Source organism: Ancylobacter tetraedralis (assembly GCF_014195655.1).
Lineage (GTDB): Bacteria > Pseudomonadota > Alphaproteobacteria > Rhizobiales > Xanthobacteraceae > Ancylobacter > Ancylobacter tetraedralis.
Genome location: NZ_JACICD010000001.1, coordinates 803,411 through 823,819, shown reverse-complemented (window position 1 = coordinate 823,819; position 20,409 = coordinate 803,411). Strand labels below are relative to the sequence as shown.

The window sequence follows — 20,409 nt, the reverse complement described above, 5'->3', positions numbered from 1 at the left end:
ATGACCGCGCTCCTCAGCCTCACCCCCGACGCCGCCGCCGCTTTCGCCCGTGCCGCCCTTGAGGCCGTCGGCGCCAGCCCGGCCATGGCGGAGGCACTCGCCGCCGCCACCGTGCGGGCCGAGGAGCGCGGACGCGCCTCGGTCGGCTTCGCCCACCTCACCGATTACGTGGAGAGCCTGAAGGCGGCGCGCATTATCGGCACCGCCGAACCCGTCATCTCCTTCCCTGCGCCGGCGCTGATCGAGGTGGACGTCGCGGGCGGTATCGCCCAGCTCGGTTTCGACCGCGCGTTCCGTGAACTCTCCCAGCGGGCGAAGGATCTCGGCGCCGCCAGCCTGGCGCTGCGCGGCAGCTTCACCACCGGCGAGCTCGGCGACTATGCGCTACGGCTCGCGGAGACGGGCCTTGTCGCGCTCGCCGCCACCAACGGGCCGCCGCTGATGAGCCCGCCCGGCGTCGCCCGGGCGGTCTATTGCACCAACCCGATCGCCTTCGCCGCGCCGGGCGCGCAAGGGCCGGCGCTGCTGGTCGACCAGGCCTCCAGCGCCACCGCCTTCGTGAATATCCGCGAGGCGGCCGCGCGCGGCGAGGCGATTCCCGCCGGCTGGGCGGTGGATGGCGACGGCGCGCCGACGCAGGATGCCACGGCGGCGCTCGGCGGCCATCTTCTGCCCTTCGGCGGCGCGCGCGGCGCCAATATCGCGTTGATCGTGGAGATCCTCGCGGCGGGGCTGACGGGGGCCAACTGGTCGCTCGATGCGCCGAGCTTCGTGGATGGTGCGCGTAGCCCGGGCGTCGGCCTGTTCGTGCTGGCCATCGCCCCGCGCGGGGCCGCCACCGACCTCGCCGGCCGGCTGACGCAGCAGATGGAGCGGCTGGCCGGGCTCGGGGTGCATATACCCGGCCAGGCCAAGCTGGCCCGACAGGCGCCGCCGGAGCGGCTGCGCCTGCGCGCCGAGGTGCTGGGGCGGATCGCCGCGCTGGCGGGCATCGCCGCCCCGTCCTGAGCGGCGTCAGAGCGCGCGGGCGGTGAGCGCACTCAACTCACGCGCCCGCGCCTCGGCCGCCGCGAGGCCGGCCGCCACCGCGTGGTCGAAGCCCTCCGCTCCGGCGGTCTCGATCAGCGCGGCGGTGGTGCCGCGATAGCCGGCCAGCGCCTCGATGATGTCACCCGGCGCCGCGCCCGGCGCCGCCAGCAGCCGGCTCGCGCCCGCCACGACGGAGGTGGCGGCGCGGCGGGCGACGGCGGGGTCGATGCCACGAGCCTCGGCATGAGCGATCATCGCGCGGGCGAGCAGGGCGGGATAGCCCGCGCCGGCCCCGGTGAAGCCGCAGAAATAGTCGATCTGGTCTTCCGACGGCACCTCGTCGGCCGCGCCGCAGCACGCGAACAGGCGCTGCACCAGCGCCCTGTCATCCGCGCTCACCTCCGCCGTCGCGTACCACGGCGTGTAGCATTGCCCGATCGTGGCGGCCGCATTGGGCATGGTGCGCACCACCTTGCGCGCACCGGTGTGGCGCATCAGCGTCGCGACATCCACCCCCGCCATGAGCGAGACCAGAGGCTTGTCGCCGACCGCGATGGCGACATGGGGCAGATGCTCCAGCCGCACCGACAGGAGGACGATGTCGCAGCCCTCGACCAGCGCCTGATTGTCCGCCGTCCACACCGCCTCCGGGATAGGCCCCGCCCCGGCGCGGTTGGACAGGATGAGGTTTTCCGGCCGGACCACGCCCTTCGCGAGAAATCCGCGCGCGAAGGCCGCCCCGAGCCAGCCGCTGCCACCGATGATCCCGACCCGCCTGTCGGTCGGCGCCTGCCCATCTTCCATCACTCTCTCCCCTGCTCGCTCAATCGCGCGCACTCGCGCAGCCCCGATTGAAGCCACGTTCGCACCGCCGCGAAATGTACGCTCCTGTTTGAAATATTGACACGGGTGTACAGGCGGCTAAGCTTTCAGTCTGTTACCTTTCCAGGCAGGCATGCATGTCCAACGATCCGCTGCTCCAACCCTTCCAGCTCAAGCACCTGACGCTTCGCAACCGGATCATGACGACCTCGCATGAACCGGCCTATGCCGAGGACGGCATGCCGAAGGAGCGCTACCGCGCCTATCATGTCGAGCGGGCCAAGGGCGGCATCGCGCTCACCATGACGGCGGGTTCCGCCTCTGTGTCGAAGGACAGCCCGCCCGCCTTCGGCAATGTGCTGGTCTACAAGGACGAGGTGGTGCCGTGGATGCGCGACCTCGCCGATGCCTGCCACGAGCACGGCACGGCGGTGATGATCCAGATCACGCATCTGGGCCGTCGCACGCGCTGGGACAAGGGCGACTGGCTGCCGGTCATCGCCCCCTCGCGGGCCCGCGAACCCGCGCACCGCGCCTTCCCCAAGCGCATCGAGGACTGGGACATCGAGCGCGTCATCAAGGATTTCGCCGACGCGGCGGAGCGCATGAAGGTGGCGGGGCTCGATGGCATCGAGATCGAGGCCTATGGCCACCTCGCGCAGCAATTCTGGTCGCCGGCGACCAATGACCTCGACGCCCCCTATGGCGGCTCGCTCGACAACCGGCTGCGCTTCACCCTGGAGACGCTGCAGGCCATCCGCGACCGGGTCGGCCCGAATTTCATCGTCGGCGTGCGCTACACGGCCGACGAGGGCGACATGAAGGAGGGCATGGGCCGCGAGGAAGGCATGGAGGTCTCGCGCCGTCTGAAGGCGAGCGGGCTGGTCGACTTCCTCAACATCATCCGCGGCCATATCGACACCGATGCCGCCCTCACCGACGTCATCCCGATCCAGGGCATGCCCAGCGCGCCGCATCTCGATTTCGCCGGCGAGATCCGCGCCGAGACGCGCTGGCCGATCTTCCACGCCGCGCGCGTGCCGGATGTGCCCACCGCCCGCCACGCCATCGCGGCCGGCAAGGTGGACATGATCGGCATGACCCGCGCCCACCTCACCGACCCGCATATCGTGCGCAAGATCATCGCCGGGCGGGAGGACGACATCCGCCCCTGCGTCGGCGCCAATTACTGCCTCGACCGCATATACCAGGGCGGCGCCGCCTTCTGCATCCATAACGGCGCCAGCGGGCGCGAGGAGACGATGCCGCACGACATTCCGCGCGCGGATACGCCGCGCAGGATCGTCGTGGTCGGGGCCGGCCCGGGCGGGCTGGAGGCGGCGCGCGTGGGCGCGGCGCGCGGGCATGAGGTGGTGGTGTTCGAGGCCGCGTCGACCGCCGGCGGGCAGGTGCGCCTCACCGCGCAGAACAAGCGCCGGCGCGAGATGATCTCGATCATCGACTGGCGCCTCGCCCAGTGCGAGGCGGGCGGCGTGTCGCTCAACTTCAACACCTGGGCGGAGGCCGACACGGTGCTGGCGCAGAAGCCGGACGTCGTCATCATCGCCACCGGCGGGCTGCCGCACACCGATGTGCTCTCCGCCGGCAACGACCTCGTCGTCTCCGCCTGGGACATCATCTCCGGCGACGTGAAGCCCGGGCGCAACGTGCTGGTGTTCGACGATGCCGGCGACAATGTCGGCCTGCAGGCGGCCGAGGTGATCGCCGCAGCCGGCGGCAAGGTGGAGATCATGACGCCCGACCGCACCTTCGCCCCCGAGGTGATGGGCATGAACCTCGTGCCCTATATGCGCGCGCTGCAGAAGCACGATGTGACCTTCACCGTCACCTGGCGGCTGGAAGCGGCGGAGCGGGCGGGCAATGCCATCAAGGCCATCGTCGGCTCGGATTATGGCGGGGTACGGCAGGAGCGGATCGTCGACCAGATCGTCATCAATCACGGCATCGTGCCGCTCGACGACCTGTATTTCGAGTTGAAGCCGCTCTCGCGCAACAAGGGCGCGGTGGATTACGACGCGCTGATCGAGGGGCGCCCGCAGACCCGCGACGACAATCCCGACGGCGCCTTCCAGCTTTTCCGCATCGGCGACGCGGTATCCTCGCGAAATACCCACGCGGCGATCTACGACGCGCTGCGGCTCGTCAAGGACCTCTGAACCCACGACCCACCACCCGCGGCCAGGCGACCGGGCTTGCCTGCCCGGTCGCGGGATCAGACCTGCGCCTCCTTCAGCAGCAGGCCGACCAGCGCGTCGGCGCCGGCTTGCAGCCGGGCGGGATCGTCCTGGATCCGCTCCATCACCACGAGCCCGCGTGTGTGGGTGACGATGAGGTCCGCCGCCATCTCCACCGGCAGGCGCAGTTCCGAGGCGGCGGGGGCGAGCCGCTCGACCAGCAAGGCCTGGAGATCGCTCATCTGCTGGCGCAGCGCCGCGCGGATGGCCGGGCTGCCGGCTTCCTCGTCGATCGCCGTCTTGGTGGTGAGGCAGCCCCGGCGGTCCGTGCGGATATAGCCGATGCTGAACGCGAACAGTCCGCTCAGCGCCACGCGCAGGTCCGGCGGCGCGAGGGCACGCTGCACGCCCTCGATATAGCGCGCCTGATAGCGGCGATAGGCGGCGATGAACAGCGCTTCCTTGCCGCCATAGGCATTGTAGAGCGAGCCGCGCTGCACGCCGCTCGCCTGCGCCAGCTCCTGCATGGAGGTGGCCGCGAAGCCCTTGCGCCAGAACTGGGCGAGCGCATCCGCCAGCAGGCGCTCCTCGTCGAATTGCCGGACCCCGGCCATGCGCGCCTCCCCTCCTCCGAAATTCCACACGCCCGGACGCCCGGACGCCTCGTGCGAGCCACTAACACCATCGCATGATTGACACTCATGTCAAATTTAACAATACCGTCAAATATGACAATGGTGTCAAAGATGGCGCCGCCCACAGGGGCGCTCCGCCGGCATCTGCGAGAGACGTCCCCATGACCACCCGCACCGCCTCCGGGGAGCCCCGGCCCGCCAAGGAACCCTTGCCCTGGGCCGCCGTGCTGGCCGGCTTCTGCGCCAGCATGATCGGCATCGGCCTCGCCCGCTTCGCCTATACCCCGCTCATTCCCCCGCTCATCGAGGCCGGCTGGTTCACCGCGGACCGGGTGATCTATCTCGGCGCCGCCAATCTGGCGGGCTATCTGATCGGCGCCATCATCGCCCGCGCGCTCGGCCACCGCTTCGGCAATGTCGCGGTGCTCAAGGTGATGATGCTGCTCACCGCGCTGTCCTTCCTCGCCTGCGCCTTCCCGCTCTCCGAGGCATGGTTCTTCGGCTGGCGGCTCATCTCGGGCGTGACGGGCGGCACGATCATGGTGCTGGTGGCGGCGGCGCTCCTGCCGCACGTTCCGCCCGCACGGCGCGGGCTGGCCGGCGGGGCGATCTTTCTCGGCATCGGCCTCGGCATTGCCACCTCGGGAACCGTCGTTCCCTTGCTGCTGCACTGGGGCCTCCGGGCGACCTGGCTGGGCCTCGCCGCCCTGTCATTCGCCCTCATCGCCCTGAGCTGGGCCGGCTGGCCCCGCAACAGTCCGGCGCCTGGACTCCCCAGCCCCGCGACGGCGGAGCCCCGCCCCGCCCTGGCGCTGAAGGTGCTCTATGGCCAATACGGGCTCATGGCGGTGGGGCTGGTGCCGACCATGGTGTTTCTGGCGGATTATGTGGCGCGTGGGCTGGGACAGGGCGCGCATGTCGGCGCGCTGATCTGGGTGGTCTATGGCATCGGCGCCATTCTTGGACCGGTGGTCTATGGCCAGATGGGCGACAAGCTTGGCTCGGCGCGGGCGCTGCGCCTTCTGCTGGGTGTGCAGGCCCTCGCGCTCGGCACCCTGCTATTCGACCAGCATCTGGCGGCTGTCGCCATCGCCACGCTGGTGATCGGCACCTTTCCGCCCGGCATCGTGCCGCTAGTGCTGCACAAGATGCATCACCTGCTGCCCGGCGATCACGCCGCCCAGGCGAGCGCCTGGAGCCGGGCAACCATCATCTTCGCCAGCTTCCAGGCACTGGCGGGCTATGGCTATTCCTATCTCTTCGCCTCATCCGGCGGCAGCTACCGGCTGCTCTTCGGCTATGGCGCCCTCGCGCTGGTGCTGGCGATCCTCGCGGATGGCATGCTGGAATATGTGATCCGCCGCCGGCCGCGGGCGGGGTCTCTCTCCACGTAGGGCCTTGCGCACGTTTCGGGCCGCGCTCGATCCTGCCAATATGGCCGTACTCGTGCCCGTGTCGTCGCGTTCCGAGCCCGGCATTCACCTGTTGTTGCGGGGCCCCGTTCCTCACCTTCCGCGCCGCGGACAGAGCAGGACGGCCGCGTGGAAGCTGCGGAGGGCCGTTCCAGCTACGTCGTTACCGATAAAGGCGCGCGGGATGCAGTTTTCGATGGCCCGCCTCGGGTTTATCCAGACGGCCGGCACCTGTGTCTGTATCGTGACACAAGCCGATGTCCGGCAAACCGATCGACGCTCCAGGAACCCTTCATGCTCATTCGCTACGGTTACGAGATCACGCTGAACTGCCAGCAGCCCACAGCGCTCGTCTGCCTTCTGTCCGTGCATGAGGATCGCGCCGCCGATATCCGGGCGCCCGAAACCGTTCTCACCACCCCGCAGGTCGCCACATCGACCTATCTCGACCTGTTCGGCAACCGCTGCCTGCGGCTGGTGGCGCCGGCGGGCGACCTGACGATCTGGGGCGATGCCACCATCGAGGATGACGGCCGGCTGGACGGGGTGTTTCCCGATGCGCGGGAAATGCCGGTGCCGGAACTACCCGATGCCTGCCTGACCTATCTCATGGGCAGCCGCTATTGCGAAACCGACCGCCTCAGCCAGACGGCGTGGGACCTGTTCGGCACGCTGGCGCCGGGCTGGGGACGGGTACAGGCGATCTGCGATTTCGTCCATAACCACATCCGCTTCGACTACATGCAGGCGCGTTCCACGCGCTCGGCCTTCGAGACCTATCACGAGCGCGTCGGCGTCTGCCGCGACTTCGCCCATCTCGCCGTCACCTTCTGCCGCTGCCTCAACATTCCCGCGCGCTACGTCAACGGCCATCTCGGCGATATCGGCGTGCCGGTGGTCGACCCGATGGATTTCAGCGCCTGGATCGAGGTGTTCCTCGACGGCGCCTGGCACACGTTCGACCCGCGCAACAACGTGCGGCGGATCGGCCGCATCGTCGTCGCCCGCGGCCGCGATGCCGCCGACATCCCGCTGGTCAACTCGTTCGGCCCCCATGTGCTGAAGTCGTTCCGGGTGTGGACCTACGAGGTGCAGGGCGTGCCGCCGATGTAGGGCAAGCGGGAAGGCGGGCCAGGCGGCGGCGAACGGCCGGGCACGCGGACGTCATTCCATGCACCCCGCAGGCGGAAATGGTCGACAAGTCTCCACCCACCAGCGGATAGCGTGGCAGAGCCAGACCTGTTCTACGGCGCCCGGTCGCAGGATCGCAGCAATCTACCAAGCACGTGGGTTTGCCTGAACGGCGGATTCAATCGGTCGTCGCAACACCGAAACCAGGGAGGTTGCGATGGGCATTGGAAGGCGACGATCCGATCGGCCTGGAAGACGCCCGTTGCCATCGCCGGGGCGGCCGCCGGAGGCTGGACGAGCTGAACTCCAACAGTTCTGATGGGGCATTGCGAAGGGGATGACCTACGACTTTTGACTGACCCTGTCCCGGAAAGACCTCTGGCCAGAACGAGAGATCCGGCGCGTCATCCTCAGGGGTTAACCCGGCCGATGAAGCAAATTCGGCCGGGGTCAGGCCCCTCTGGGATGTGTGAGGTCGGCTCTCGTGGAAGTCCCAGCGCCACGGCGTCGATCTTGGCCCTGGTGTCGTCCAATGACAAGAGCCAGTGGGTTTTGAGGCATTCATCGCGCAGCCGGCCGTTGAACGATTCCACAAAGGCATTGTCGGTCGGCTTGCCGGGCCTGCTGAAGTCCAGCATCACCCGGTTGATATACGCCCAATGGCCGAACGCTCGGGCAATGAATTCCGGCCCATTGTCCACCCGGATCTTGGCCCGCGGTGATCCGCGTAGGAACAGCACACGATCGAGCACGTCGACGACCTGCTCGCCCCGGATGCCCTGGTCGACATGGATCGCCAAGCATTCGCGTGTATAGGCATCAACCACGGTCCGGGCGCGAAAGCGCTTTCCGTTGAGCAGCGCGTCGGACACGAAGTCCATCGCCCAGATCTCGTTCGGCCGAGAGGCCAAGGGCCGTTCCGCCCGGCGCGCCGCCATGACGTGCTGGAGCGGGCGTTTCGCCCGCAAATTCAATCCGTCCAGTCGATTGCGCAGCTCCGATGGCCCGAGGCCGCCGTACAATTGCTTCCAGCGGTAGAACGTCGCTTCCGACAAGCGACTGCATCACGAAGGAAGCAAAGTGAGGTATTCAAGATCCCGAACCGGGATGGCGGAAGGAGGACGGACATGCGCGTCAAACTCGATCCCGATGTCGATGACCTGGCTCCCATGGAGCCGGACGTGCCCCTCTATGACGAGGCGCATTTCGTCACCTATCTGCGCCTGCTGGATGCCGAGACGGACGGCGCTGATTGGACGGAGATGGCGCGGATCGTGTTGCATCGCGATCCGGTCGCGGAAGCGGGCCGGACTCGAACGTACTGGGAAAGTCATCTCGCACGCGCGCAGTGGATGAACAAGATCGGCTATCGAATGATACTGGAACAGTTTGCGGAAGAGGCGCGATCTACACTGTCTTAATTGCCGAGAAAGATTTGTTCGTTATGTCGCGGCCAAAAAAAACAGCCCCCCCCCCCGCACTGACGGAATAGATTTATATTCATGGCGCGGTTACAATTCGAGAGGCGCCTTAATTGGCTTATTACATCGTATCGACGCATGACCATCCCGAACTCGTGCCAGTGACCGGTCACTGGCGCTGGCAAGGCTTTTTCGAAGAACAGGGCGTCGATTTGCAGGAGGTGCTCCGTTACGAGCGCGTGCGTGCGTCCAATCGCGGGGGCCTTCCTCGCACCTTTGTTCTTTTGGAGGATCGCCAACCTCTTGGAATGGTCACGCTGGCGCAGGACGATCTGGATATCAGACCAAACCTAAATCCCTGGTTGGCCGATTTATATGTTGCCGAGCCGTTCCGAGGACGCGGGCACGGTTTGCGCCTCGTTCAGGGATTGGAAGCCGAAGCCAGGGAGACGGGGATTGCCCGGCTATGGCTGTTCACAACCAACGCGGCCATGCTCTATGCCAAAGCAGGTTGGATTGCTGTCGAAACGGTTGCATGGCGGTGCGGTGCGATCACGATCATGAAGCGCGATCTGTAAATCCGCGGCACACGGCACTGACCCGTTCGATTTCCACGCCATGGTATCCGGCAGCACGCTCGCTGTTCTTTCCTGTTGCCTATCGGCAATCGGCAAACCGCCTGTTCTCTGATCGGCTCCGTCTTTTTTTGCCGATTGGAGCCTCTATGTCGGGAAGCCGTGTCCTCTGGGGCCAGATCCCATCGTCGTCGCCATCGTGCTGGCTGCGATATGGGGCGCGACAGAGTGGATGGCGTGGCGGCTCGGGTTTCAGGCACAGTTAGGCGCGCCGTGGTTCGAGCTTGACGGCTGGCCTATCGACTATCCGCCGATCTTCTTCTGGTGGTGGTATGCCTACGACGCCTATGTGCCGTCGATCTTCATTCAGGGGGCGTTCATCGCCGCTTCGGGCGGTTTCCTCTCCATCGCCGTGGCCATCAGCCTCTCGGTCTGACGAGCGCGCGAGGCGAAGAGTGTCGCCACCTACGGCTCGCTGCGCTGGGCTTCGCCCGAAGAGGTGAAGGCAGCCGGGCCGCTCGGCCGGCGATCGCGACTATCGACGCCACGACGGACGGAGCATGTGCTGTGATCTTGATCCGATGCCCGAAAACTGGACCGTTTGAAGCTGGAGTTTTTCGCGCCAAAATCCCTTGGCTGGGAGGAGCGGAAGACGATGAAGGCATCGAAATTTTCGGACGCGCAGAAGGCGTTCATCCGGAAGCAGGGTGCGGACGGCGTGCCGGTGGCGGACATCTGCCGGCGGGCCGGGATCAGCCCGGCGCCCTACTTCAGCTGGAAGAAGAAGTATGAGGGGCTCGCCCCGCTCGAGATGAGGCGGCTGAAGCAGCTCGAGGACGAGAACACGAAGCTGAGAAAGCTCGTCGCGGACCTCTCGCTCGACCGTGAGATGCTGCAGGACGTCATTCGCCGAAAAATCTGAGGCCTGGTCGCAAGCGCGAGCTCGTCGGCAGGATGTGTGGCGAGTGGCAGGTGTCGATCCGCCGGGCCTGTGCGGCCCTGGAGTTCGATCGGTCCACCTACCACTACATATCCTGCCGACCCGACCAGGCCCCGTTGGCGGCCCGCATCAAGACGATCTGTGAAACCCGTGTCCGCTATGGCTACAGACGCGTGCAGGTGCTGCTGCGTCGGGAGGGTCGGGCGGTCAACCAGAGGCGAACCCGGCGGATTTACAACGAGTTAGGCCTCCAGCTGCGCAATAAGACACCGAAGCGTCGGGTGAAGGCGAAGTTGCGGGAGGATCGGGCGCCTGCCACTCGGCCGAACGATGTCTGGGCAATGGACTTCGTCCACGACCAGCTCGCCACCGGCCGCAAGATCCGCGTGCTGACGGTCGTCGACACCTTCTCGCGCTTTTCACCGTTGGTCGATCCGCAGAGCCAGATCGGCGCGCCCGCGCAGCGGATCGAAGCGGAAGGGATCGAGACAGCCGATCGGGCGGAGCTTCACCGGGAGATCGCGCACGGCAATGGTGCGCGCATCCTCGCCGATCCGGCACTGGCACTGGACGCCATCACCCACCAGCAATCGACCTTTACCCGGCGCGACATAGCGCGGTTTGCACACCGCCACAGCGACGGCATCGAGCAGTTCCACGAGGTGATGGGCGCGATGGGCCGCGCACCCGATCTCGTCGAGCTCGGCAAGGACGGCCGCGGCGAGGATCGCTTCACCACGCATCAGATGATCGAGGCCGAGCAGCGCCTGCACAGGGCTGCCGGGCTCATGGCGGAGCGCGAGCGCCATGCGGTGAAGGATGCCGACAGGAACGCGGCGCTGGCGCGCGCCGAGGAGCGCGGGCTTGTTCTCTCCGGCGAGCAGGCTGACGCGCTGTCGCACATCACCGGCACCGGCGATCTCGGTATCGTCGTCGGTTATGCCGGGACGGGGAAGAGCGCCATGCTGGGCGTCGCGCGCGAGGCCTGGGAGGCGGCGGGCCTGGAGGTTCGCGGCGTTGCCCTGTCCGGCATCGCGGCGGAGAATCTGGAGAGCGGATCGGGCATTGCGTCGCGCACCATCGCCAGCCTGGAACATGGCTGGGGGCAAGGCCGGGATCGGCTCACCTCACGCGATGTTCTGGTGATCGACGAGGCCGGCATGGTCGGCACGCGCCAGCTGGAGCGCGTGCTGTCCCATGCCGCCGATGTTGGCGCCAAGGTCGTGCTGGTCGGCGACCCGCAGCAGCTGCAATCGATCGAGGCGGGCGCCGCCTTCCGCTCGCTCGTCGAGCGCCATGGCGGCGCCGAGATCAGCGAGGTGCGCCGCCAGCGCGCGGACTGGCAGCGCGACGCCACGCGCGATCTGGCGACCGGCCGGATCGGCGAGGCCATCCAGGCCAATGAGACCAAGGAGATGGTGCATGCCGCTGTGACACGGGAACAGGCCCGCGGCGAACTGATCGACCGCTGGGACCGCGACCGCCAGACCGCGCCGGACCGCAGCCGTATCATCCTCACCCACACCAATGACGAGGTGCGCGCGCTCAACCAGGCCGCCCGCGAGCGCATGCGGGAGGCCGGCGGGCTCAGTGAGGAGGTTCGCGTCACCGTGGAGCGCGGGGCGCGCTCCTTCGCTCGCGGCGATCGCGTGATGTTCCTACAGAACGAGCGCGGGCTCGGGGTGAAGAATGGCACGCTCGGCACCCTCGAGGAGGTCAGCGCGCAGTCCATGTCGGTGCGTACGGATGATGGCCGCTCCGTTGCCTTCGACTTGAAGGACTACGACCGTATCGATCATGGCTATGCCGCCACCATCCACAAGGCGCAGGGCATGACGGTCGACCGCACCCATGTGCTGGCGACGCCGGGCCTGGATGCTCATTCCAGCTATGTCGCGCTGTCGCGCCACCGCGACGGGATGGAGCTGCACTATGGCCGCGACGACTTCGCGGATGGGGACCGGCTGGTGCGCGCCCTGTCGCGTGACCGGGCCAAGGACATGGTGTCGGACTATGCGCGCTCCGATCCGGCGCAGGCCTATGCCGAGCGCCGCGGCATCACCTTCCGCCAGCGTGTAATGGAGATCCTCACGACGATCGTGCCCGAGCATGTCCGTGAGCGCATTGGCGACATGATAGAGGCCGTGCGCTCACCCGCAGATGTACACAGGCGCTTGAGCGGGCAGCACCGGACAGGAAGGTGGCGGAAGACCCAGAGGACGCGTTGCGCGGTGCCCGCAGACGGGCGCTTGTCCGCCACGCCCGCGCGTCCGATGCCGTCATTGAAGCCAAACGACAGGGCCTTGCGCCTTCCGTCGAGCAACGGCGCGAGCTTGGCGCGGCAAGGCGCGCCTTCAATGAGGTGCGGCCCTACGGTTGGCAGGATGCGGAAGCCGCCTACAGCAAGGATAACAGCCTCGCGCGCGAAGCAGGCTCCGGCAGTATCGGCCGCGCCGTCCGCGCCCTCCAGCTTGAAACGGAAATCCGCACCGGCCCGGAGCGCCGTGCCGATCGCTTCGTTGAGCGCTGGCAGAAGCTCAGCCGCGCCAGCGAGCGCAGATACAGGGACGGTGACTACTCGGGTTACCATAGCGCTCGAGCCCAGATGGGCGACATGGCGCGGAGCCTGGAGCGCGATCCCCAACTCGAATCCCTGCTCGCCGCTCGCAAGAAGGAACTCGGCATCAGCCTCAACACAGGCCGCAGTCTTGGCCGTGAACTGGCCCACAGCCACGGCATCGACTTCGACCGGAGCCGTAGCCTTGGTCTCTAGATCCGTCCGATGTGCCGCCGCCGGTTCGCCACGCCACACCGGCGCCCTTCATCCTCTTGCCGGCAGGCGGCTCCGTGCCTCGTCTTGCGCAGGCGCCCTCAGGCGCATCCAGCAGCAGGCACCATCGCCATGCAGACACCAGAGCGTATCATCCGCCTGAAAACGTCCTCGCCCGCACCGGCCTGTCCCGCTCCACCATCTACCGCAAGATCGCCGAGGGTACCTTCCCCGCCCAGCTCAGGATCAGCACCAACGGTGCAGGCTGGCGCGAGTCCGAAATCAACCGCTGGATCGCGGATCCGCCCCGGTGGCGGGTGGGGGAGATGGGATGATTTGTGACAAAACCTCTGATAAAACTGGGACTGGTTGGAGGATTTGTCACATGCCCTCGGCCCAAGAAACGCAAAAGGTGAAGCTCAGAAACCTGCTCAATGCGCGCAGCATGATGCATGCGCATGAACTGCGCGAGGCCGGCATCAGCGCACAGACGATCTCACGCGCTGTCGAGCAAGGTGACATCGAGCGCATCTCGCGCGGAGTTTATCAAAAGCGTGGCGCGGAGGTCGAAGAGAACCAGATCCTCGCTGAAGCCGCCATGCGCGTCCCCAAAGGCGTGGTCGCTCTGGTGTCGGCGCTCGCCTTTTATGGACTGACCGATCAAATGCCACGGCGCATCTGGATGGCGATCGGGACGAGCGATTGGGCGCCCGTCCAGTCCTATCCCCCACTGCGCATGGTTCGCTTTACGGAACCCTATCTACGACAGGGCATCGAACATCATGCAATCGCTGGCCTAGACGTCCCGGTGTATTCCATCTTGAAGACTCTCGCCGATCTATTCCGAAACCCGAGACTGGTCGACCGATCGGTCGCCGTCGAAGGCCTGCGCGTCGCCATCCAGCAACGAAAGGTAACTCCGAGCGCAATCGCCCAGGCCGCGCAGGCCGGCGGTGCATGGAAGGTGATGCAACCCTATCTCGAGGCGCTCACTTCCAATGGCTAAAGCACCGACGAATATGGCGAAATCGGTGAAGGACCGGCTGCTCGATATCGCCCGCAAGGAAGGCCGTGCATTCGATATCCTGCTGGTGCGGTTTGCGCTTGAACGGCTGCTCTACCGCCTGTCGATCTCGGCGCATCGCGACCGTTTCGTCCTGAAAGGCGGCATGCTGGTCACGGTCTGGGTGACCGACGACAATCGGGGGACGCGCGACGCGGACTTTCTCGGACACGGGGACGCCGATCCGAACCGCCTGATTGCCGATTTCCGGCAGATCATGACGATCGAGAGCGACGATGGACTCCGCTTCGATATCGATACGCTCGCTGCAACGGTCATTCGAGAAGAGATGGAGTACGGCGGTATTCGGCTCAAGGCCGCTGCTTATCTCGAAAGAACGCGTATCCCTGTCACCATTGATATCGGCTTTGGAGACGCCATGGCCGATGCGACGTAGCGCCTCAACTATCCGACTCTGTTGGATTTCCCCGCTCCGCTGTTCGTTCTTATCCGCCCGCCAGGGTGATCGCGGAGAAGTTCCAGGCTATGGTGGCACTTGGCGTCCTCAACGGACGCATGAAGGACTATTACGACCTGTGAGCGATCCCGCGTGTGATCAACATCGCCGATGACGATCTGGATGCGGCCATTCGCGCGACGTTCGAGCGCCGGCGGACGCCGATCCCGAGAGGGCGCCCACCCGGCCTCTCGGCCGAGATGTTCGGCGACGAAGGCAAGCAGCGGCAATGGCGCGCTTACGCTGCGTCGCTCGAACTCGACGGTGTTACCCTGGAATCGATCATCGAAGGCATTTGGGATTTGGTCGGTTCGTCATGCGCGCGGATTGTTGCGAAAAACGGGAATGAGACATGACCTCGGCCAATCTCCCAGCGGGGGGCGGTTTAAAGTTATGCGGATCCGCGTCCGTTAGGTTGGCAAAGTCCGCCTGTGGCAAACCCTCGCGCGTCTTCGCCTTGATACAACCCCTCGAACTCTGATGGCCGAAAGCCGTGGTTCTGTATCAGGCGGCCGGATTGACGGATCAGGTTATGCTGACATCCAGCGAGCCTTCGCCAGGACGCCATACGTTGACCTGGCCCTCGTGGCTAAAGAGGTGCCGCGCGGCAATTCATACCCGCGAAGCTCTTCCGACCGGCTCGCAGCGTGGGGGAGGCGATATAGGGGACGCACGAGCGCTCCTGGCGCCAACTCTAGATGTATTGGAACTCTGGGTCGCCTGGGCGGCTTTTGCTGCGGTCCAGGCAGCTATAGAGCTTAGCGGCCGTTTCGACAGTCCCGTTAGCGGACCCGGGTGCTCGGAGGCCGTAGCCTGTGCGAGCGCGGGATCAATGCGTTCCTGTGAGGATCAATTCCGGGCGAACAGGGCAGAGCTTGCCAGCATCGCGACCGACGCCGGCCAACGATGATCTGAGGCAGGGAGACGTTTTATGGACTCAAATCCCTCACCGCATGTCAAAGCGCTTATTTTAGATTTTGATGGGGTCATCCTCGATTCAGCTGGCGTCAAGACACAAGCTTTCGCCCACTGCTATGTGGGCGAAGGCGCCGGCAAGATCGCCGCAGTCGTCGACTATCAGCAGCGGCACGGAGGCATTGGGCGACGCGAAAAGTTCGTCCATTTCGAGCGCAGCCTCTTCGGCCGGCCGGCCGACCCGGACTCGCTGGATGCGTTGTGCAAACGGTTCGCCGCTTTCATCGAGACCGCCATGCTGGAGGTGCCGTTCATTCCGGGAGCGCGGGAAACCTTGCGGGCGCTGCACGGCCGGGTTCCACTTCATCTCGTCTCCGGAATGCCGGAGGACGAACTGATCGCGGTGCTGGCGCAGCGCGGGCTCACGCCGTTCTTCGTGTCGGTCGCCGGCGCGCCCAAACACAAGCAGGAAGAGTTCCGCCGAATCCTCGATGTGGAGGGCCTCGCACCGGAAGAAGCGCTGGCGGTAGGCGATTCCACCACCGAGTTCGAGGCCGCGCGCCACCTCGGCATTCCATTCGTCGCCATCGTTGCGGAGGGCGCCCCGGACTTCTTTCCGCCCGACGTGCCACGGCTCGCCGATCTTTCGGGCTTTCCCGCTCTCGTCGCCCGATGAGGGGGGTCAGTTCATCCACAAGCCGCCAGTGACATTGATCGCCTGCCCGGTCATGTACGAGGATTCATCCGAGGCGAGGAAGGCGACGACGCGGGCAATGTCGTCGGGCGCGCCGACGCGGCCGAGCGGTATCAGGTGCTCGCGTTCCTTGGCGGTGGGCAGGCCCTGTTCGCGCGACAACCGGTCGGCGTCGTCGCGCATCTTCGTGCCGACGATGGAGCCAGGGCAGACGGCGTTCACGTTGATGCCAAGCGGCGCGACCTCGGCGGCCAGCGCCTGGGTGAACACGATCACCGCCGCCTTCGAGGCGGAATAGGCAGCATAATTGGGCTTGCCAATCTTGCCGAACCACGAGGCGATGTTGACGATCCGCCCGTTTCGGCGGGCGATCATGTCCGGCAGCACCGACCGCGCGACATGGAAGACGCTGTCGGTGTTGATGGCGAACATGCGCCGCCAGGCGGCGGGCTCGATGTCCACCACCTTGCCGACGCCGGTGATGGCGGCGTTGTTGATTGCGATGTCGATAGGCCCGAGCGCGGTCTTGATCTCCTCGACCGCCGCCGCCACCGCGTCGGCATCGGCCACATCTACGCCGCGCACCAGCGCCCGGCGCCCGGCCGCCCGAACCATCGCCGCCGTTTCCTCGGCCCCGGCCAGGTCGAGGTCGAGAATGGCGACGTCGCATCCCTCCTGCGCAAGGCGGGTGGCGATGCCGCGGCCGATGCCGACCGCCCCGCCGGTGACGAGGGCGATACGCCCGTCGAGCTTGTACATGATGCTGACCGCCTTACTGTGCGCCGTGGCTGTCGAGGCCCGGCAGATAGATGTCCTTGATACGGGGGTCTGCCGCGATCTTCGCGGCGGGGCCCGAGCATTGCAGCGCACCATGCTCCAGCGCGTAGACGAAATCGGCTACCTCGAAGGACAGGTCGATGTTCTGCTCGACGAGAATGATCGACACCCCGCTCTCGGCCAGCTTGAGCACGATCTCGAAGATCTGGTGGATGATGATCGGCGCGAGGCCGAGCGAGGGCTCGTCGAGCAGCAGAAGCTCCGGGCTGCCCATCAGCGCGCGGCCGATCGCCACCATCTGCTGCTGGCCGCCCGAGAGCCGCCCGGCCGACTGGTGGCGCCGCTCGCCGAGGATCGGGAACAGCCGGTAGACCTGGTCGCGCAGCTCGGCGAAGCTCTTGCCGCGGCCGGCGATGTAGCCGGTGACGAGGTTCTCCTCGACCGAGAGCTGAAAGACCCGCCGCCCTTCCGGGCAATGGCCGACGCCGCGCCGGACCATCTGGTGCGGCTTGAGCCCGACGACATCCTCGCCCTTGAAGCGGATGGTCCCGCTTGTGGCGCGGTTCAGCCCGCTGATGGTGCGCAGCAGCGTGGTCTTGCCCGCGCCATTGGGGCCGATGAGGCAGACGATCTCGCCCGGCATCACCTTAAGGCTGATGCCATGTAAGACCTTCACCCTCCCGTATCCGGACTCGATTGCGTCGACCGCGAGCAGCGGCCTCGATGTCCCTGATGGCTCCTGGCTGGCCAAGATACGCCTCCTGCACTTCGGTGTTGGCCCGGATTTCGGCGGCATTTCCCTGCGCGAGCACCTGCCCGCGATTCATCACCACGATGGTGTCGGAGATGGACATGATGAGCTTCATGTCGTGCTCGATCAGCACCATGGCGAGGTCGGGGGCGCGCAAAGCGAGGATGTGCTGCTTGAGCAGCTCGGTCTCGCCATGATTGAGCCCGGCGGCCGGCTCGTCGAGCAGCAGCACGCGGGGCCCGGCGACCACGGCGCGGGCGAGTTCGACCAGCTTCTGCTGGCCATAGGCAAGGCTTCCCGCCTGCTGCTCGGCATGGGCGGCGAGGCCGAGGCGCTCCAGCACCGCGTGGCAACGCGCGCGCCGTTCCTCGGCCGCCGCCCGGCCAGTGAGGCCGAACGTGTCGGCGACGAGCCGCCCCACCTTCGGCGGCACCAGCGCCACTTCGAGGTTCTTCACCACGCTCATGCCGTCGAACAGGCGGATGTTCTGGTAGGTTCGCGCCAGCCCGGCATGGGCGATGCGGTGCTTGGGAAGTCGCTGCAGCTCGACGCCGTCGACCAGAATGCGGCCGGAACTGACGCCATAGGAGCCGGCCGCCATGTTGACGAGGGTCGACTTGCCGGCCCCGTTCGGCCCTATCACCGCGGTGATGATGCCCGGCTTCACCTTGAAGGACACATCGTCGATCGCCTTGAGCGCGCCGAACTGCTTGGTGACGTGGTCGAAGGTCAGCATTTGCCGCCTCCCAGCCGGCGCATCAGCCAGCTTGGTCCGAAGGCGCGGCTGATGATGCCGCGCGGCCGGGCGAGGATGATGATGACGAGCGCCATGCCGTAGAGCAGCAGCCGGTAGTCGGCATAAGCGCGCAGAAGTTCCGGGATGAGGATCAAAAGGGTCGCGCCCAGCAGCGCGCCAAACGGGTTGCCGAGGCCGCCGATCACGATCACCAGCACGATGATGAGAGATTCCCAGAAGGTGAAGCTCTCCGGGCTGACGAAGCGCTGCATGGCGGCGAAGACGACGCCGCAGCCCCCGCCGATGAATGCGCTGAGCGCGAAGGCCACCAGCTTCACCCGCGTCGTGTCGATGCCGCAGCCGCGCGCCGCGTCCTGATCCTCGCGCACGGCCGACAGCGCCGTGCCGAGCGCGCTCTCCTGGATACGCCAGACGAACAAGAACACCACCACCAGCATCGCCACGAGCAGATAGAGGAAATCCTCCGGCGTGCTCAGCGTCCAGCCGAACAGATGCGCCTCATCGATGCGGGCGATCCCCTGCGGGCCGTTGGTCACCCCATCGAGATTGTTCATCAGCACGCGGATGATCTCGCCGAAGCCGAGCGTAACGATGGCGAGATAGTCGCCGCGCAGCCGCAGCACCGGAATGCCGAGCAATATGCCGGCAAGGCCGGCGAGGCTCGCGCCGATCAGCAGCACCAGCGCGAAAGGCAGGTGGATGTCGAACTGGCCGGAGGCGAGCAGCGCCCAGGAGTAGGCGCCGATGGCGTAGAAGGCGACGTAGCCGAGGTCGAGCAGCCCGGCATAGCCGACGATGATGTTCAGCCCCAGGCCGAGGATGGCATAGAGCAGGATCATGTCGAGGATGCGCAGCGGATAGGCCGGCAGGAATTGGCCGGCGATCAGTGCCAGCACCGGCACCAGCGCCATGGCGAGCGCCCCCGGCCAGACCCGCATCGTGCGGACAGGGGCCGGGCCCAGCGCGCCGGCCGCCGCTCCGCCTGTGTTCGGTGCGTCAGAAGTCACTCTTGTACACTCTGGTTTCTTCGCTGACATGCTCGCCGAGCAGGCCGGCGGGGCGAAATAGCAGGATCAGGACAAGGACGGAGAAGGCGAAGATGTCGCGGTATTCCGTGCCGATGACGCCGCCGGTCAGCACCGGCATCCAGGCGGTGCCGAAGGTCTCGATGGCGCCGAGCAGGAACCCGCCCAGCACCGCGCCGGGAATGGAGCCGATGCCCCCGAGAATGGCGGCGGTGAACGCCTTCATCCCGATGACGAAGCCCATGGTGAAGGTCGCCACGCCATAGAAGGAGGAATAAAGGATACCGGCAACGGCGCCCAGGCCGGGGCCTATGAAGAAGATCAGCGAGATCGCCATGTTCGGGTTGATGCCGACCAGCGAGGCGGTCTCCGCGTTCTCGGCCACCGCCCGAATGCGAACGCCGAGATTGGTGCGGTTCACGAACAGCTCCAGCCCAATCATCAGCACCACGGCGACGAGGAAGATGGTGATCTGCTTGTAACTGACGACGGCGCCGAAGACGTCGATCACCCCCGACGGCAGGAAGGAGGGGTAGATCATCGGCCGCCGGCCGCCGATCAGCATCACCGCGTTCTGGATCACCACTGCCATGCCGAGGGCCGAGAGCATCGGCGCGAGGCGCGAGGTGCCGCGCAGCGGGCGGTATGCGACGATCTCGACGCTGACGCCGGCAAGGCCGACGAGCACGAAGGTAATGAGGCCCACGAGCAGACCGCCCGTTGGGTGACCGGCAATGCCGAGCGCGCCGGCAAGGGCGAGGCCGATGAAGGCGCCAGCGGTGAACAGCTCGCTATGGGCGAAGTTGATGAGGCGCAGCACGCCATAGACCATGGTGTATCCGAGCGCGATGAGCGCGTAGATCGACCCGACGGTGAGGGCGTTGATCGTCTGCTGGAGAATGAGGGCGCCCATGTCAGCCTTTCGGTCCGTTGCTTGCGGTAGCGGGCGGAAAGAGGTCCGGCGCAGCGCGCGAGGGGGCGCAGACGCCGGACCAGGAGGCTTCTCGATACGGGAGGGGGCCGTTCGATGAAGCTAGCTC

Annotated in this window: 17 protein-coding genes and 5 pseudogenes; 14 read left to right on the top strand and 8 right to left on the bottom strand. The window is 66.4% G+C overall.

What is annotated here, in order from left to right:
• Complete coding sequence (locus tag FHS55_RS03785) at nucleotides 1–1,008, top strand: Ldh family oxidoreductase (RefSeq protein ID WP_183188302.1); 1,008 nt, start codon at nucleotides 1–3, stop codon at nucleotides 1,006–1,008.
• Between the two features lie 6 nt (nucleotides 1,009–1,014).
• On the opposite strand, the gene FHS55_RS03780 is transcribed toward FHS55_RS03785, so the two are convergent.
• Entirely contained in the window at nucleotides 1,015–1,833 is an 819-nt protein-coding gene (locus FHS55_RS03780) for a pyrroline-5-carboxylate reductase family protein (RefSeq protein WP_183188301.1), read from the bottom strand.
• Between the two features lie 155 nt (nucleotides 1,834–1,988).
• Here FHS55_RS03780 and FHS55_RS03775 point away from each other — a divergent pair, with 155 nt between their 5' ends.
• Nucleotides 1,989–4,028 (top strand): NADH:flavin oxidoreductase, encoded by a 2,040-nt coding sequence (locus tag FHS55_RS03775; RefSeq protein WP_183188300.1) that lies wholly within the window; start codon nucleotides 1,989–1,991, stop codon nucleotides 4,026–4,028.
• A gap of 56 nt (nucleotides 4,029–4,084) precedes the next feature.
• Here FHS55_RS03775 and FHS55_RS03770 read toward each other — a convergent pair whose 3' ends face one another.
• Nucleotides 4,085–4,660: a TetR/AcrR family transcriptional regulator gene (locus tag FHS55_RS03770; protein WP_183188299.1), complete on the bottom strand. Its 576-nt coding sequence runs from the start codon at nucleotides 4,658–4,660 to the stop codon at nucleotides 4,085–4,087.
• Nucleotides 4,661–4,842: 182 nt separating this feature from the next.
• Between FHS55_RS03770 and FHS55_RS03765 the strand changes: the two genes are divergently transcribed.
• A complete protein-coding gene (locus tag FHS55_RS03765) occupies nucleotides 4,843–6,075 on the top strand; it encodes a YbfB/YjiJ family MFS transporter (protein WP_183188298.1) in 1,233 nt (410 codons plus the stop codon).
• 312 nt (nucleotides 6,076–6,387) lie between these two features.
• Nucleotides 6,388–7,206 carry a transglutaminase-like domain-containing protein gene (locus FHS55_RS03760; RefSeq protein WP_183188297.1) on the top strand — a complete coding sequence of 273 codons (819 nt, stop codon included), beginning with the start codon at nucleotides 6,388–6,390 and terminating at the stop codon, nucleotides 7,204–7,206.
• Nucleotides 7,207–7,642: 436 nt separating this feature from the next.
• Here FHS55_RS03760 and FHS55_RS03755 read toward each other — a convergent pair.
• A pseudogene (locus tag FHS55_RS03755) lies at nucleotides 7,643–8,210 on the bottom strand (DDE-type integrase/transposase/recombinase); the annotation flags it as partial.
• A 141-nt stretch (nucleotides 8,211–8,351) separates the two neighbouring features.
• On the opposite strand from FHS55_RS03755, the gene FHS55_RS03750 reads away from it, so the two are divergent.
• The 10 genes and pseudogenes from FHS55_RS03750 (at nucleotide 8,352) to FHS55_RS03710 (ending at nucleotide 16,041) form a co-directional block, all read left to right on the top strand.
• Nucleotides 8,352–8,645, top strand: a complete 294-nt coding sequence (locus tag FHS55_RS03750; protein ID WP_183188295.1) for a DUF2285 domain-containing protein — start codon at nucleotides 8,352–8,354, stop codon at nucleotides 8,643–8,645.
• 113 nt (nucleotides 8,646–8,758) lie between these two features.
• Complete coding sequence (locus FHS55_RS03745; RefSeq protein WP_183188294.1) at nucleotides 8,759–9,223, top strand: GNAT family N-acetyltransferase; 465 nt, start codon at nucleotides 8,759–8,761, stop codon at nucleotides 9,221–9,223.
• Between the two features lie 146 nt (nucleotides 9,224–9,369).
• Nucleotides 9,370–9,774 (top strand): annotated as a pseudogene (locus tag FHS55_RS03740) (conjugal transfer protein TraG); the annotation flags it as partial.
• 101 nt (nucleotides 9,775–9,875) lie between these two features.
• A pseudogene (locus tag FHS55_RS03735) lies at nucleotides 9,876–10,600 on the top strand (transposase); the annotation flags it as partial.
• The gene (gene traA, locus FHS55_RS03730; protein ID WP_246339865.1) at nucleotides 10,586–13,093 is read left to right on the top strand and encodes a Ti-type conjugative transfer relaxase TraA; all 2,508 of its coding nucleotides are present in this window, start codon (nucleotides 10,586–10,588) and stop codon (nucleotides 13,091–13,093) included. The pseudogene FHS55_RS03735 and the gene traA, both read left to right, overlap by 15 nt.
• Nucleotides 13,063–13,265 (top strand): annotated as a pseudogene (locus tag FHS55_RS03725) (helix-turn-helix transcriptional regulator). The gene traA and the pseudogene FHS55_RS03725 overlap by 31 nt, the downstream one beginning before the upstream one ends.
• Before the next feature lie 50 nt (nucleotides 13,266–13,315).
• Nucleotides 13,316–13,936: a type IV toxin-antitoxin system AbiEi family antitoxin domain-containing protein gene (locus tag FHS55_RS03720; RefSeq protein ID WP_183188293.1), complete on the top strand. Its 621-nt coding sequence runs from the start codon at nucleotides 13,316–13,318 to the stop codon at nucleotides 13,934–13,936.
• Nucleotides 13,929–14,533: pseudogene (locus FHS55_RS23345) on the top strand (nucleotidyl transferase AbiEii/AbiGii toxin family protein). Before FHS55_RS03720 ends, FHS55_RS23345 begins: the two are co-directional and overlap by 8 nt.
• A 12-nt stretch (nucleotides 14,534–14,545) precedes the next feature.
• Nucleotides 14,546–14,806, top strand: coding sequence for a hypothetical protein (locus FHS55_RS23340; RefSeq protein ID WP_246339793.1), 261 nt, complete (start codon nucleotides 14,546–14,548; stop codon nucleotides 14,804–14,806).
• 575 nt (nucleotides 14,807–15,381) lie between these two features.
• Nucleotides 15,382–16,041, top strand: a complete 660-nt coding sequence (locus tag FHS55_RS03710) for an HAD family hydrolase (protein WP_183188292.1) — start codon at nucleotides 15,382–15,384, stop codon at nucleotides 16,039–16,041.
• Between the two features lie 6 nt (nucleotides 16,042–16,047).
• On the opposite strand, the gene FHS55_RS03705 is transcribed toward FHS55_RS03710, so the two are convergent.
• From FHS55_RS03705 to FHS55_RS03685, 5 genes are read right to left on the bottom strand one after another with little or no spacing between them, the layout of a single operon-like run.
• Nucleotides 16,048–16,818: an SDR family NAD(P)-dependent oxidoreductase gene (locus FHS55_RS03705; protein WP_183188291.1), complete on the bottom strand. Its 771-nt coding sequence runs from the start codon at nucleotides 16,816–16,818 to the stop codon at nucleotides 16,048–16,050.
• A gap of 13 nt (nucleotides 16,819–16,831) precedes the next feature.
• Nucleotides 16,832–17,512, bottom strand: coding sequence for an ATP-binding cassette domain-containing protein (locus FHS55_RS03700; protein ID WP_183188290.1), 681 nt, complete (start codon nucleotides 17,510–17,512; stop codon nucleotides 16,832–16,834).
• The gene (locus FHS55_RS03695) at nucleotides 17,484–18,323 is read right to left on the bottom strand and encodes an ABC transporter ATP-binding protein (RefSeq protein ID WP_183188289.1); all 840 of its coding nucleotides are present in this window, start codon (nucleotides 18,321–18,323) and stop codon (nucleotides 17,484–17,486) included. The genes FHS55_RS03700 and FHS55_RS03695 overlap by 29 nt, the downstream gene beginning before the upstream one ends.
• Nucleotides 18,317–19,351 (bottom strand): branched-chain amino acid ABC transporter permease, encoded by a 1,035-nt coding sequence (locus FHS55_RS03690; protein WP_343055955.1) that lies wholly within the window; start codon nucleotides 19,349–19,351, stop codon nucleotides 18,317–18,319. The genes FHS55_RS03695 and FHS55_RS03690 overlap by 7 nt, the downstream gene beginning before the upstream one ends.
• Entirely contained in the window at nucleotides 19,341–20,282 is a 942-nt protein-coding gene (locus FHS55_RS03685; RefSeq protein WP_018390235.1) for a branched-chain amino acid ABC transporter permease, read from the bottom strand. Before FHS55_RS03685 ends, FHS55_RS03690 begins: the two co-directional genes overlap by 11 nt.
• Nucleotides 20,283–20,409 lie beyond the last annotated feature (127 nt).